Source organism: Pseudonocardia sp. KRD291 (genome assembly GCF_019263595.1).
Classification (GTDB): domain Bacteria; phylum Actinomycetota; class Actinomycetes; order Mycobacteriales; family Pseudonocardiaceae; genus Pseudonocardia.
Genome location: NZ_JADQDD010000167.1, coordinates 1 through 13,758, shown reverse-complemented (window position 1 = coordinate 13,758; position 13,758 = coordinate 1). Strand labels below are relative to the sequence as shown.

Sequence of the window (13,758 nt, the reverse complement as noted above, 5' to 3'; positions counted from 1 at the left end):
GGTATAAGAGACAGGGATTGCGATCATCAGGAAACCTGATAACGAAAGAGGTCGACCGATGAGCGCCCCCCGCACCGCAGGCGAGTTCGAGACCGTCCGCGTCGAGATCGACGACGACGGGATCGGCTGGCTGTTCTTCGCCCGTCCCGAGAAGCGCAACGCGATGAGCCCGACGCTGAACCGGGAGATGATCGCGGCCCTGGAGCTCCTGGAGTCCGACGACGGGGCGCGCGCCGTCGTGCTCACCGGGGACGGGGCCGCGTGGTCGGCCGGGATGGACCTGCAGGAGTACTTCCGTGAGGTCGACGCCGGCCCGCCGCACGTCGAGGTCCGGGCGCGGCGGGAGTCCGCCGAGTGGCAGTGGCGGCGCCTGATCCACTTCTCGAAGCCGACGATCGCGATGGTCAACGGCTGGTGCTTCGGCGGCGCGTTCACGCCGCTGGTCTGCTGCGACCTGGCGATCGCGGCCGACGACGCGACGTTCGGCCTGTCCGAGGTGAACTGGGGCATCCCGCCCGGCGGGCTGGTCAGCCGCGCGCTGGCCGAGACGGTCCCGACCCGGGACGCCCTGTGGTTCATCATGACCGGGGAGACGTTCGACGGCCGCCGCGCCGCCGAGATGCGGCTGGTCAACGAGTCGGTCCCGGCGGAGCGCCTGCGCGAGCGGACCGTCGAGGTGGCCCGCAAGCTCGCCGGGATGAACACCCACGTGCTGCGCGCGGCGAAGGTCGGGTTCAAGAAGGCGAAGTCGCTGTCCTGGGACGAGGCCGAGGAGTACCTCTACGCCAAGCTCGACGCCACGACCGGGCACGACCCGGAGCGCGGCCGGGAACAGGGCCTGACCCAGTTCCTCGACGACAAGACCCTGCGCCCGGGCCTGGGCGCCTACGAGCGGAGCTGAGCACGTGCGCGATCAGGGACTGGGATCGTGGCTGCACCGCAGGGCCCGGACCTGCGCGGACCGTCCGGCGTGGTCGGGTGACGGCCCCGACGGCGAACGGTTCACCTACGCCGAGGCCGCGGCCCGCTGCGACCGGCTCGCCCACGGCCTGCGGGCACTCGGCGTCGAGCGCGGCGACCGGGTCGCCTACCTGGGTCCCAACCACCCGGCGTTCCTGGAGACGCTGTTCGCGACGGCGGCACTCGGCGCCGTGTTCGTGCCGCTGAACTTCCGGCTCACCACCCCGGAGCTCGCCCACCTGGTGCAGGACTCCGGCACCCGCGTGCTGGTCGTCGCCGACGGGTTCGCCGACGCCGCGGCGGAGCTGGCACCGGAGACCGTCGTGGACCCGGTCCGCTATGCCGCACTGGTGGCCGAGAGAAGCGCAGGCGGAACGAGCACCGGCACCGGACCGGAGCAGCCACCGGTGGACGAACCGGTGACCCTCGACGACCCGGCGGTGATCCTCTACACCTCCGGCACCACCGGACGTCCGAAGGGCGCGGTGCTCACCCACGGCAACCTGACCTGGAACTCGGTCAACGTGCTGCTCGACGTCGACATCCGGGTGGACGAGAAGGCGCTGGTCTACACCCCGCTGTTCCACTCCGCGGCGCTGGGCATGGTGTCGCTGCCGGTCCTGTTGCGCGGGGGCGAGCTGGCGCTGTGCTCCGCGTTCGACCCGGCCACGGTGCTGCGCCGGATCTCCACCGAGGGGGTCACGCTGATGTTCGGCGTGCCCGCGACCTACGACGCCGTCGCCGCCCGCCCGGAGTTCGGCGCCGCGGACCTGTCCAGCATGCGCACCCTGCTCTGCGGCGGCGCACCGGTCCCGGCGTCGACGATCCGCACCTGGCTGGCCCGCGACCTGGTGTTCCTGCAGGGCTACGGCATGACCGAGGCCTCCCCCGGCGTGCTGCTGCTCGACGCGGCGCACGCGCAGAGCAAGGCAGGCTCGGCCGGGGTGCCGCACTTCTTCACCGACGTCCGGGTGGCCGCACCGGACGGCACCCCGGTCGCCCCCGGCGCCCGCGGCGAGGTGCTCGTCGCCGGGCCGCACGTGATGGACGGCTACTGGCAGCGGCCCGAGGCCACCGCCGAGGTGCTCGACGGCGAGGGCTGGTTCCACTCCGGCGACGTCGCGACCGTCGACGACGACGGCTACGTCCGGATCGTCGACCGGCTCAAGGACATGATCATCTCGGGCGGGGAGAACGTGTACCCGGCCGAGGTGGAGAGCGCGATCCACGACTTCCCCGGCGTCGCCGAGTGCGCCGTGGTCGGGATGCCCGACGAGCGGTGGGGCGAGGTCGGGCGCGCGGTCGTCGTGCCGTCGCCGGGCGCCGAGGTCGATCCGGACGCGCTGCTGGCGTTCCTGCGCGAGCGGCTGGCCGGGTACAAGGTGCCGCGCTCGGTCGTGTTCAGCGGCGCGCTGCCCCGCACGCCGTCCGGCAAGATCCGCAAGCGGGACGTGGCCGCCGGGCAGCGGGGCCAGGCGTGACGGGGCTGACGGGGATGACGGCACCGCAGCCGCCCGTCCCCGGGCTGGAGCACGTGGCCCGCGTCCGGGTGCTGCTCGATCCCCCGCGCGAGCTGGGCGAGACCCCGTTCGGGCGGGAGCGGGTGATCCCGATCGTCGGCGGCGGGGTCGCCGGTCCGCGGCTGCACGGCGAGGTCCTGCCCGGCGGCGCGGACTGGCAGAGGGTTCTCGACGACGGCACCGCGGTGATCGACACCCGGTACACGCTGCGTCTCGACGACGGCGCGCTGGTCTCGCTGGAGACCCGCGGGTTCCGCTCCGGGCCGCCCGCGGTCCTGGCGTCGCTGCTGGCCGGTGAGCCCGCGGACCCGTCGAGCTACTACTTCCGGGTCGTGGTCACCGCCCGCACCGCCGCGGCCGCGCACGACTGGCTCAACCGCAGCGTGCTCGTCGGCGCCGCGGTGCGGACCGCCGACGCGGTGGAGTACGACGCGTACCGGGTCACCTGAGCACCTACGGGCGACATACCGCCGTCGAACTCGGGAGCCGGGCCGTCACCGGTCGGGGACGAAGATCGTGGACAGGATGCGCCGGGTCCGCCCGGGACCCGGCCCCTGCGCGACCACCGGGTCGAGCACCTCGGTCAGCCGCTCCTGCAGCTGCGGGAGCTCGTCGTCGGAGATCCAGATCGCTGCCTGCCGCAGCGATACCCCGTCGCGGACGGGGTCGACGTCGTCGCGCGCGAGGTAGCGGTCGAAGTCCCCGGCGAGCCCGGCCAGGTAGACGGTGAACATCGTCCGCAGCCGGTCGCGATCGGGCGCGTCGTTGTCGGGGTCGGCCGCCGACGTGTCGAGCGAGTAGGTCCGTTCCACCGCCCCCCGCACGCGGCGCTCGTCGGTCACGACCAGCACGCCCGCCTTCACCAGCACGCCGACGTGCCGGTAGAGCGTGGTCGTGGGCACGTCGGGCAGCAGCTCGGCGAGCTCGCCGGTGGTCAGCGAACGCCCGATCAGGGCCTGGACGAGCCGCCATCGCACCGGTTGGTGCAGCAGGTCGGCGAGCGAGGTCTCCGGGGACAACTCCTGGACCACCATTCCCATATCTGGTATCAATACCGGTAACAGGAACAGTCTAGGGGGCACACGATGGGAACCGTTCACGTCGACGACCACTCCGTCACGATCCGGCTGTCGGCCTTCGAGAAGCTCTTCTGCGGCGGCCGTTCGCGGCTGGTGGTGCCGCGGTCCGAGATCGACTCGGCCGAGCGGGTGGACCGGCCCACCCGGGCGTCGGTCACCGGGATCGGGCGGGCCGGCCTGCTGGTGACCGGCGTGCTCAAGCTGGGGCGCTGGGGCATCGGGACGCCGACCAGCCGGTTCGTCAGCGTGCGGCGCCGGGTGCCCGCGGTGCGCCTGGTCGTGCGTGCGGAGTTCCGGGACCTGCTGGGCTACCACGAGCTCCTGATCAGCACCCCGGACGCGGACCGGGTCACGGAGGCCGTGACGACACCCCCGCTGACGACACCCTGCTGACGGCGGCCCGTTCCACGGGAGCCTGCGGAGCGACCCCCCACGGCTCGTGATCCACGTTCGGGCCGGGTGCGTATCCGCCCGTCACGATCGAGGTGATCACGGGCGGGTACGGTCGCCGGCTGTGGGTTCGCCGACCGCCGACGAGGGCGCGCAGCTCCCGGCGTCCCCGTCGTCCGCGGGGCCGTCGGCGGTGTCGGCGCGGCGGCGGGAGCCCGGCTGGGACCTGCTGCGGGGCGGGTTCGTGATGCTGGTGGTGCTCTACCACGCCACCTACCTGGGCCCGGTGCTCTACCCGGAGCTGATCCCGCGCCGGTTCGTGTTCCCGCACCAGGTCGGGGCCAGCCTGCTGCTGGTCGTCTCGGCCTACTTCGCGTGCGCCACGCTGGGCCGGCACTCGCCCCGGCGCTACTGGTGGGGCCGGGTCGCCCGGCTGGTGCCCGCGTTCGTGGTGGTGGTCCCGGTGGCGTGGGTGCTGCTGCGCTACGTGAGCCCGCCGGAGTGGTGGACCCCGGGCCGGCGGGACCTGGTGTTCAACTGGCTGATGCTCGGCAACTGGGAGCCGTCCCGGTTCCCGTTCCTGGACGGCTCGTACTGGACGCTGCCGCTGCAGCTGATGGCGTTCACCGCCGCGGCCGTGCTGAGCGCGACGAGCTGGGGCCGCGGCGCCCGGCTGCGGATCGTGATGTGGACGGCCCTGCTGGTGCCGCTGGCGCAGTGGCCCTACCGCGTGTTCGGCCCGCCGGAGCCCTACCGGATGCTCGTCGACGGGTTCGGGTTCCACCGGCTGCACCTGTTCGTCGCCGGGGTCGGGATCTGGCTCTGGGCCGGCCGGCGGATGGGCGGCCTGCACGCCGCCGCGCTGCTCGTGGTGTGCGCGGGCGCGCAGTTCGCGCACACCGTCGTCCTGACCCCGACCGGCCTGGACGAGGACTGGCTCAGCACGGTCGGCGTGGTCGCCGGCATCGCCGTGGTCGCCGTCGTGGCCCGGCTCCCCCGCTGCGGGCGGCTCGCGCCGGCACCGGTCGCCGCCGCCGGTCGGTGGCTGGCCGGGATCTCCTACGGCGTCTACCTGGTCCACCAGACCCTCGGCTACGTGGTCATGCGACGCCTGCAGGACCTCGGCATCGGCCCGACCCTGCAGTCGGCCGCGATGATCGTGACCGCGGTGATCCTGGGCTGGGCACTGACCAAGGCGGTGGAGCGCCCCGCCCATCAGGCCCTGCTGCGCGCCTACGACCGCCTCGCCGTCCGCCGGGGTGGCCCGGCCGCCGAGCAAGCCGGCCGGTGACCGAAAGCCATTGCTTTCTTGACAGGTCATGGTTTCGGTGGGACCTTTCCGTCGTGCAGCAGACGGTGGTCATCTCGGATCCGGCGGTCGCGGCCGTCGCCCTGGACCCGGTGCGGGCCCGGATACTGCGGACGCTGGCCGAGCCCGGCTCGGCGAGCACGCTGGCCCCGGTGCTCGGGCTGAGCCGGCAGAACGTCAACCACCACCTGCGCGCGCTCGAGGCGCACGGGCTCGTCGAGCTCGTGCAGGAGCGGCGGCGGGGCAACATGACCGAACGCGTGATGCAGGCCGTGGCCGGGGCGTTCGTCGTGTCGCCGCAGGCCTGGGCGCTGCTGGCGCCGGACCCGGACCGGGCCCCGGACCGGCTCTCGGCGCAGTGGCTGCTCGCGCTCGGGGCCCGGCTGGTCCGCGACGTCGGGACGCTGCTGACCGGCGCCGACCGGGCGGGCCGGCGGGTCGCGACGTTCGCGGTCGACGGCGAGATCAGCTTCGCCTCCCCGGAACACCGTGCCGAGTTCACCCGCGAGCTGGCCGACGCCGTCGCCGGCCTGGTCGCCCGCCACCACGACGGGACGGCCGAGGGCGCCCGTCCGCACCGGCTCGTCGTCGGCCTGCACCCGACCGTCGCCGCCGACCCCGAACCCCTCGGTCCCGACCTCACCCGGCCCGACCCCACGCCGCCCGACCCCACCCCCACGTCCCGGGAGGACACCCGATGAGCCACGAGTTCGACATCCGGACCTCGATCGCACTGCCCGCCACGCCGGAACAGGTGTGGCAGGCAGTCGCGACACCGGAGGGGCAGGCCGCCTGGTTCATGGCCGTACCCACCGAGCCCGACGCCGACCCGTCGGCGAACCCGGCCGTCGAGATCTGGGAGCCGCCGCACCGGCTGCTGGTGCGCCCGGACGCGACGATGGCGCTGGAGTACCTGGTCGAGGCCGCCGACGGCGGCACCGCGGTCCTGCGCCTGGTCCACAGCGGCGTCCTCGACCCGCCGCTCGGCGTCGAGGGCTGGGGCGACGAGTTCGACGCCATGACCCGCGCCGGCTGGGACCAGTACTTCGCGACGCTGCGGGAGTACCTGACGCACTTCCCCGGCCGGGCCGCCACCTACGCCGAGGCCGAGGCGACCGGCGAGGTCTGGGAGCGGATCCGCGACGTCCTCGGCCGGCCGGACGCACCCGGTGGCCGGGTGACGATCGACCTGGCCGGGCGCACCCTCGCCGGCGAGGTCGACTACGTCACCGACCGGTTCCTGGGCCTGCGCACCGACGGCGCCCTGATCCGCTTCCACGAGCGGTCCGCGATCGGCATGCCGGTCGCGGTGTCGCACCACGACTACACCGGCGCCGACCCCGACGAGCTGTCCGCGGCCTGGGCCGACTGGCTGGCCGCCCCGGTCCCGGCCACCTGACCCGAACCCGGGTGAGATGACGACCCTGGCCCTCGCGCCGGGCGGCACAACCACTGACGTCATCTCACCTGTGATCGACTTCTCGCGGGGGCCGGGCGCGCGGCGGGAACATCGGGCACGTCACCGGCATTGAGACGGGCATGTCACCGGTCACCCGAGGCTTCGTCGGACGCCGCACCCGCGACCCGCGGCTGCCACCCGGGCAGTACGACGTCGGCGACCAGTGGCCCGTCCTCACCGCCGAACGGGCCCCGCACCTGGACACCGCCCGCTGGACGTTCACGGTCGAGGGCCTGGTAGACCGGCCGACCGAGTGGACCTGGGACGAGATCCGGTCCCTGCCCGCCCAGCGCTGGGACGGCGACATCCACTGCGTCACCACCTGGACGAAGTTCGGGATGCGGTTCGAGGGCGTCCCGGTCGACGCGCTGCTCGCCGAGGCCGGACCGCGCCCGGAGGCCACGCACGTCGTCGCGCACTCGCACAGCGGGTACACCACGAACCTCCCGCTGGCCGACGTCACCGGCGGGAAGGCCTGGGTGGTCTGGGACGCGCAGGGTGCGCCGCTGACCCGCGAGCACGGCGGCCCGGCCCGGCTGCTGGTGCCGCACCTGTACTTCTGGAAGAGCGTCAAATGGGTCGCCGGGCTGCGCGTGGCCGACCACGACGAGCCCGGGTTCTGGGAGCGCAACGGCTACCACGACCGCGGCGACCCCTGGTCCGAGCAGCGCTTCCAGGGCGACTGAGCGATGAGTTCGGTCGACACGACGTCGCGCAGGACGCTGCGATGGCAGCTCGCCACCGTCACCGACGTCCGGGACGAGGCACCGGACGTCAAGACGTTCCGGCTCGCCTGTGAGGACGTCAGCGCCCACCTGCCCGGGCAGTACTACGTGCTGCGCCTGACCGCCGAGGACGGCTACACCGCGCAGCGCTCCTACTCCGTCGCCTCCGCCCCGGACGGCACGGCGGGGATCGAGCTGACCGTGGAGCGCCTCGACGACGGCGAGGTCTCGGAGTTCCTGCACGACGTCGTCGTCCCCGGCGACACGCTCGAGGTCCGCGGGCCGGTCGGCGGCTGGTTCGCCTGGGACGGCGCCTCCCCCGCCCTGCTCGTCGGCGGCGGGTCCGGAATGGTGCCGCTGGCCGCGATGCTGCGCCACGCCCGCGCGCTCGGCCGACCCGACCTGGTCCGGATGCTGGTCTCGGTCCGCACCCCGCAGGAGCTGTTCTACGGCGACGAGCTGTCCGGCCCGCAGGTCACGGTCGTGCACAGCCGCGTCGCCCCGGACGGCGCCGCCCGCCCGGCGGGCCGGTTGACCCTCGACGACGTCGCTCCCCTGGTGCGCGGCGGTGAGACCGCCTACGTGTGCGGGTCCCCGGCGTTCGCCGACGCGGCGGCGGAGCTCCTGGTCGAGGCCGGCGTGGCGCCGGAGTCGATCCGCGTCGAGCAGTTCGGCCCGACCAGCTGACCCTCGTCCACGGTGTGCGCCAAGATGTGACGCCACACCAGGGACGAACAGTTGGAGTGCCGATGACCGCCACCCCGCACGAGACCGGATTCGACAGCCACGGCGTCCGCTGCGCCGCCTGGCACCTGCCCGCGGAGTCCGAGGCCCTCACCGGGCCGCGCGGGCGTCCGTGCGTGGTGATGGGGCACGGGTTCGGCGCGACCAGGGACGCGGGCCTGCTCCCGTTCGCCGAACGCTTCGCCGCCGCCGGGGCCGACGTGCTGGTCTTCGACTACCGCGGCTACGGCACCAGCGACGGCGACCTGCGCCAGGAGGTCAACCACCTGCGCCACCGGCAGGACTACCACTCCGCGATCGCGCACGCCCGCGGCCTGGACGGCGTGGACCGGGACCGGATCGTGCTCTGGGGCAGCTCCTACTCCGGCGGGCACGTGGTGCCGGTCGCGGCCAGGGACGGGCAGGTCGCGGCCGTGATCTCGCAGGGCGCGGCGATGGACGGGCTGGCCGCGCTGATCGAGATCGCCCGCTACGCCGGGATCAGGCAGCTGCTCAAGCTCACCGGGCACGGACTGTTCGACTTCGCCGGGGCGCTGCTCGGCCGTGAGCCGCACCGGATCCCGGTCGTCGGGCCGCCCGGGTCGCTGGCCGCGATCACCGCCGACGGCGCCGAGACCGGCTACCGGTCGATCATGGGGCCGACGTTCCGCAACGAGATGTGCGCCCGGGGAGCGGTGATCATCCCGCTGAACCGGCCCGTGACGTCCGCGTCGAAGCTGCGCGCGCCGATCTTCCTGGTCGTCGCCGACCGGGACAACATCGCGCCGCCGTCCGCGGTCCGGGCGGTCGCGGCGAAGGCCGGAGCCGGCTCGGAGGTCCTCGAGCTGTCCTGCGGGCACTTCGACATCTACTCCGGCGAGATGTTCGAGCGCTCCGCGCAGGCCCAGGTCGGCTTCCTGACCCGGACCCTGGCGGTGACCGCCGTCGCCTGAGCGCGACACCCTCTGACGTCCGGCCCCCGACGTCCGGTTCCTCCCGGATCCGGGAAGTACGCTCCGTCACAGCTCACTGCTCCGAACCGGCACCGCCGTAACGCTTCGGTGTGGGAGCCGATTACATTCGTGACACAGAGTTGTGACCGGAGCTGCTCCCCCTCCGCGTACCCGCACCGGGACCCGTCCTGACGGTCCCCGGTGACGCCATTGGGGTGAGTTCTGTCCGCAGGTGGCCCAACGGCCTCCGCTCCGGGTCCCGCGTCGGTCGGAGAGGAGTCGTTGACGCCCGTGGTCCTGTCCCCACCCCGTGCACGGTCGGCGCAGCGACCGGCACACCGGCCGGTCCGGGCGACCCCCCGGCCGCCTGCGCCCCGCCCGGACCGCCTGCACCGGTTCTTCGAGGCCTCGGTCGCACGCCGCCCGGACGCCGTCGCGCTGCAGGACGGCGCGCTGGAGCTCACCTACCTGGAGCTCGACGCGCGCGCGAACCAGCTCGCGCGCCACCTCGCCGCACGCGGGCTGCGCCCCGGCGGGCGGGTCGGGATCCTGCTCAACCGGTCCTGGCGCACCTACGCCGTGCTGCTGGCCGCGCTCAAGGCCGGCGCCGCGTTCGTCCCGATCGACCCGGCCGCGCCGCCGGAGCGCGTCGACTACATCCGCTCCGACGCCGAGCTCGACCTGCTGGTCACCACGTCCGACCTGGGCGAGGAACTGGCGCAGGACGGGCTGGTGCTCCTCGACCGGGCCGTCGAGGACGTGCTCGCGCAGCCACGCCACCCGCTGCCGCAGCCCACCGGCCCGCAGGACCCGGCCCCGCTCTGCTACGTGATCTACACCTCCGGGTCCAGCGGACGGCCAAAGGGCGTCGCGGTCGCGCACCCGAGCATCTGCAACTTCGTCGACGTGATCACCCGGGTCTACGACGTAGCGCCCCACGACCGCGTCTACCAGGGCATGACGATCTCGTTCGACTTCTCGGTCGAGGAGATCTGGACGACGTTCGCCGCCGGCGCCACCCTGATCGTCGGCCCCACCGACTCCCGGCGGATCGGCGCCGAGCTGGGCGACTTCCTGCACGACACCGGCGTCACCGTCTTCTGCTGCGTGCCGACGCTGCTGGCCACGATCCCGCGCGAGCTGCCGCACCTGCGCACGCTGATGGTCGGCGGGGAGGCCTGCAACGCGGGCCTGGTCGAGCGCTGGGCCCGCCCGGGGCGCCGGATGCTCAACACCTACGGGCCCACCGAGGCCACCGTGACCGCGACCTGGGGCGAGATGTTCCCGGGCCGCCCGGTCACGATCGGCCGCCCGGTCCCCACCTACTCGATCGTCATCCTCGACGACGCCTGCCGCGAGGTTCCCTACGGCGAGGTCGGCGAGATCTGCATCGGCGGGCCCGGCGTCGCGCTCGGCTACGTCAACCTGCCGGACAAGACCGCCGACCGGTTCATCCCGCACCCCGCCGCCCCGGCCAACGGTGACGGCCGGCTCTACCGCACCGGCGACCTCGGCCGCTTCGACGACGAGGGCGAGATCGTCTACCTCGGCCGCGCCGACGACGAGGTCAAGATCCGCGGGCACCGCGTGGACCTCGGCGAGATCGAGAACGTCGCGCTCGAGGACCCGGCCGTCGAGAGCAGCGTCGCCGCGCTGTCGAAGACCGAGACGTCCGAGGAGCTCGCGGTCTACGTGACGCTGACCGCCACCGCCGCGGGCGGCAATGTCACCGACGCGAGCGGTGGGGACGAGCAGGCACTCCTCGCGCGGCTGCACGAGCTGCTGCGCACCCGGCTGCCGGAGTACATGGTCCCCGGCTACCTCGACGTCCTCGACTCGCTGCCCACCCAGGTCAGCGGCAAGGTGGACCGCTCCAAGCTGCCCGCGCCGCGCGGGCCGCGGATCGTCACCAGCACCGGGCCGACGGTCGCGCCGGACACCGCGCTGGAGAGCCGGGTCCGCGACGTGACGGCCGAGGCGCTGGGCCTGGAGCCGGAGCAGGTCTCGGTCACCGCCGACTTCTTCGACGAGCTGGGCGGGCACTCGCTGCTGGCCGCTCGCGTCGTCACGCTGCTGCGCCGGTACGAGGTCGGGCGCAGCCCGGCCGTGCGCGACCTCTACGACAACCCGACCGTCCGCGGCCTGGCCGCGGTCCTGGACACCGCGGCCGAGCCGGACGGCAGCGTGCCCCCGCCGCCCCGGCGCGAGCCGCTGCGGCACTCGACGCTGCGCTACACCGCGGCCGGGTACGTGCAGGGCGGCGTGCTGTTCGCGCTGCTGCTGGTGATGACGCTGCCCGCGGCCGCGGTCTACGCCTACCACTCCGGGCGGGTCGCCCCGGACGTCCTGGTCGAGCTCGCGCTCGGCGCCACCGCCATCTACCTGCTGCAACGGTGGGTGCTCGCCCCGCTGGCGGTACGCGCGCTCGGCGCCGGGATCCGGCCGGGGTACCACCGGATGTGGGGCGCGGTGCACCTGCGGTTGTGGGCCTCGGAGCTGATGCTGTCGATGTCACCGCTGCCGTTCCTCTCCGGCGGCCCGCTCGCCCCGTCCTACCTGCGCTTCCTCGGTGCCCACGTCGGTCGCGACGTGCACCTCGGGACGTCGGTGGTGTCGATGCCGGCCATGGTGCGGATCGGCGACGGCGCCACGATCGGCTACGGCGCCGCGCTGCGGCCGTGGACGGTGCAGGACGGCTGGGTCTTCGTCGACCCGGTGACGATCGGCGCGGGGGCGCACGTCGGCGGGAACTGCGTCGTCGAGCCCGGCGCGGTCGTCGGCGCGGACGCGGTGCTGGGCGAGCAGTCGTCGGTGGCGCGCGCGCAGGTGATCCCGGACGGGGAGCACTGGGCGGGGTCGCCGTCGGTGCCCGACCCGGCCGACGCCGCCGTCGCCGAGCTGACCGAGGCCGGACCGGCGCCCACCTGGACCCGCCCGCAGCTGGCCGCGGCCGCGGCGGGCGCGGCCACGCTGGAGATCATCTCGGTGGTCAGCCTGCTGCCGGCGGTCCTGCTGGTGTGGGGATCGCTGCTGCTGTTCGGCGAGGGCCTGGCGCTGCTGGCCGCGGTGCTCGTCGGCCCGGTGTTCGTGCTGACCGTCTGCGTGATCGTCGCGGCCGGGCGCCGGATCGTGGCCCCGCGGACCGGGCCGGGCGTGTTCCCGGCGCGGTCGATGCTCGGGGTGCGCAAGTGGTTCGCCGACAAGCTGCTCGAGATGAGCCTGCTTTACACGAACTCGCTCTACTCCACGCTCTACACCGTCGGCTGGATGCGACTCCTCGGCGCGCGGATCGGGCGCGGGGCGGAGGTCTCCACGGCCTCGCACATCGACCCGGAGATGCTCACGATCGAGCAGGGCAGCTTCGTGGCCGACATGGCGAGCCTGGGCAGCGCCACGTTCCACAACGGCTGGATGGTCCGCCGTCCCACGCTGGTCGGGCGGCGCGCGTTCGTCGGCAACGCCGCCGTCGTCCCGGCCGGGACCCGCCTGGGCGACGACTCGCTGATCGGCGTGGCCACGGTGTCCCCGCACGCCGGCGTGCCGGGCGAGAGCACCTGGCTCGGGTCCCCGGCGATGAACCTGCCGGTCCGCCAGGACAGCGGCGACTTCGACGAGTCGCTGACGTTCCGCCCGCCCCGGCGCAAGGTCGCCGAGCGGCTGGGGATCGAGTTCCTGCGGGCGACCCTGCCCGCGTCGATGATCTCGGTGTCGCTCTACCTGTTCCTGCTCGGCCTGTCCGGGTCGGCCCGGACCGTGCCGTGGTGGGCGACGATCCTTCTCGCGCCGGTGCTCGCGATCGCCACCGGGCTGTCCCTGCTGCTGATGGTCGCGGTCGTGAAGTGGCTGGTCGTGGGCACCTACCGCCCGCGTACCGAGCCGCTGTGGAGCCGGTTCGTGCGCCGCTCGGAGCTCGTGACCGGGCTGTACGAGGCCGCGGCGGTCCCCGGGCTGCTGACGATGCTGGCCGGCACGCCGATGCTGCCGCCCGCGCTGCGCCTGCTCGGCTGCCGGATCGGGCGTCGCAGCCACGTCGGCACCACGTACCTGACCGAGTACGACCTGGTCGACGTCGGCGACGACGTGACGATCGGGCGGGCCGTGTCGCTGCAGACGCACCTGTTCGAGGACCGCGTCATGAAGATGTCGACGGTGCGGATCGAGAACGGTGCCAGCGTCGGTGACCGGGCGATCGTGCTCTACGACGCGGTCGTCGGCGCGGGCGTGGCGCTGGACCCGCTGTCGCTGGTGATGAAGGGCGAGCACCTCCCGCCGGGCACGCGCTGGCGCGGCATCACCGCGCAGCCGGTCACCGAGGCCGTCCCCGACTCCTGCGACGCCCCCTCCGGCGGCCCCGTCGACGACGCGGCCGGCGCCGACCGGCCCGCGGACGCCGACGCGATCGCGGCCGCCGAGGCGACGACGGCGATGCCGCAGGTCCGCCCGTCCGCGGCGGCGCGACCCGGGACCGGCCCGGCCCTCGACGCGCGCATCCCGCACGCCGGGTTCGCCGACGTCGAGCGGACGACCGTGATGACCCGGGTCCGCCCGGACGCCGCCGGCGAGCCCGCCGCCGCGGACGTCGGCCGGACGATGCGCATCCGGTCGGTGCACGCCACCGGCGAGGCGCGGGTGCTGCGCCG

General features: G+C 74.0%; 12 protein-coding genes. 11 read left to right on the top strand and 1 reads right to left on the bottom strand.

All coding sequences use genetic code 11. The annotated features are described in order from the left end of the window. Positions 1 to 58 precede the first annotated feature (58 nt). The 3 genes from I4I78_RS21010 to I4I78_RS21000 are packed head-to-tail and all read left to right on the top strand — an operon-like array spanning position 59 to position 2,929. On the top strand, positions 59 to 901 hold the full coding sequence (locus tag I4I78_RS21010; RefSeq protein ID WP_218613161.1) for a p-hydroxycinnamoyl CoA hydratase/lyase: 843 nt from the start codon (positions 59 to 61) through the stop codon (positions 899 to 901). 4 nt (positions 902 to 905) lie between these two features. Continuing rightward, positions 906 to 2,441 (top strand): long-chain fatty acid--CoA ligase, encoded by a 1,536-nt coding sequence (locus I4I78_RS21005; RefSeq protein WP_218613160.1) that lies wholly within the window; start codon positions 906 to 908, stop codon positions 2,439 to 2,441. A 14-nt stretch (positions 2,442 to 2,455) separates the two neighbouring features. Beyond that, positions 2,456 to 2,929 carry a DUF3237 domain-containing protein gene (locus I4I78_RS21000; RefSeq protein ID WP_218613159.1) on the top strand — a complete coding sequence of 158 codons (474 nt, stop codon included), beginning with the start codon at positions 2,456 to 2,458 and terminating at the stop codon, positions 2,927 to 2,929. A gap of 45 nt (positions 2,930 to 2,974) precedes the next feature. Here I4I78_RS21000 and I4I78_RS20995 read toward each other — a convergent pair whose 3' ends face one another. Further along, entirely contained in the window at positions 2,975 to 3,514 is a 540-nt protein-coding gene (locus I4I78_RS20995) for a helix-turn-helix domain-containing protein (RefSeq protein WP_218613158.1), read from the bottom strand. 51 nt (positions 3,515 to 3,565) lie between these two features. Between I4I78_RS20995 and I4I78_RS20990 the strand changes: the two genes are divergently transcribed. From I4I78_RS20990 to I4I78_RS20955, 8 genes are all read left to right on the top strand, one after another. After that, on the top strand, positions 3,566 to 3,952 hold the full coding sequence (locus I4I78_RS20990) for a hypothetical protein (protein WP_218613157.1): 387 nt from the start codon (positions 3,566 to 3,568) through the stop codon (positions 3,950 to 3,952). Between the two features lie 121 nt (positions 3,953 to 4,073). Continuing rightward, positions 4,074 to 5,240 carry an acyltransferase gene (locus I4I78_RS20985; RefSeq protein ID WP_308252259.1) on the top strand — a complete coding sequence of 389 codons (1,167 nt, stop codon included), beginning with the start codon at positions 4,074 to 4,076 and terminating at the stop codon, positions 5,238 to 5,240. A gap of 53 nt (positions 5,241 to 5,293) precedes the next feature. Beyond that, positions 5,294 to 5,959 carry a helix-turn-helix domain-containing protein gene (locus I4I78_RS20980; protein ID WP_218613156.1) on the top strand — a complete coding sequence of 222 codons (666 nt, stop codon included), beginning with the start codon at positions 5,294 to 5,296 and terminating at the stop codon, positions 5,957 to 5,959. Further along, positions 5,956 to 6,657 (top strand): SRPBCC domain-containing protein, encoded by a 702-nt coding sequence (locus I4I78_RS20975; protein ID WP_218613155.1) that lies wholly within the window; start codon positions 5,956 to 5,958, stop codon positions 6,655 to 6,657. Before I4I78_RS20980 ends, I4I78_RS20975 begins: the two co-directional genes overlap by 4 nt. A 140-nt stretch (positions 6,658 to 6,797) precedes the next feature. Continuing rightward, a complete protein-coding gene (locus I4I78_RS20970) occupies positions 6,798 to 7,403 on the top strand; it encodes a sulfite oxidase-like oxidoreductase (RefSeq protein ID WP_218613154.1) in 606 nt (201 codons plus the stop codon). Between the two features lie 3 nt (positions 7,404 to 7,406). Next, entirely contained in the window at positions 7,407 to 8,129 is a 723-nt protein-coding gene (locus tag I4I78_RS20965; protein ID WP_218613153.1) for a ferredoxin reductase, read from the top strand. Then, on the top strand, positions 8,027 to 9,118 hold the full coding sequence (locus I4I78_RS20960; RefSeq protein ID WP_308252258.1) for an alpha/beta fold hydrolase: 1,092 nt from the start codon (positions 8,027 to 8,029) through the stop codon (positions 9,116 to 9,118). The genes I4I78_RS20965 and I4I78_RS20960 overlap by 103 nt, the downstream gene beginning before the upstream one ends. Positions 9,119 to 9,409: 291 nt before the next feature. Beyond that, positions 9,410 to 13,758: Pls/PosA family non-ribosomal peptide synthetase (locus I4I78_RS20955; RefSeq protein WP_308252260.1), on the top strand; the 4,349-nt coding region annotated here is incomplete at its 3' end.

Excerpts from the sequence above, each read along its gene's own strand:
- I4I78_RS21010 (WP_218613161.1), top strand. The coding sequence starts at position 59 with ATGAGCGCCCCCCGCACCGCAGGCGAGTTCGAGACCGTCCGCGTCGAG.
- I4I78_RS21000 (WP_218613159.1), top strand. The coding sequence starts at position 2,456 with ATGACGGCACCGCAGCCGCCCGTCCCCGGGCTGGAGCACGTGGCCCGC.
- I4I78_RS20995 (WP_218613158.1), bottom strand. The coding sequence starts at position 3,514 with ATGGTGGTCCAGGAGTTGTCCCCGGAGACCTCGCTCGCCGACCTGCTG.
- I4I78_RS20990 (WP_218613157.1), top strand. The coding sequence starts at position 3,566 with ATGGGAACCGTTCACGTCGACGACCACTCCGTCACGATCCGGCTGTCG.
- I4I78_RS20975 (WP_218613155.1), top strand. The coding sequence starts at position 5,956 with ATGAGCCACGAGTTCGACATCCGGACCTCGATCGCACTGCCCGCCACG.
- I4I78_RS20970 (WP_218613154.1), top strand. The coding sequence starts at position 6,798 with ATGTCACCGGTCACCCGAGGCTTCGTCGGACGCCGCACCCGCGACCCG.
- I4I78_RS20965 (WP_218613153.1), top strand. The coding sequence starts at position 7,407 with ATGAGTTCGGTCGACACGACGTCGCGCAGGACGCTGCGATGGCAGCTC.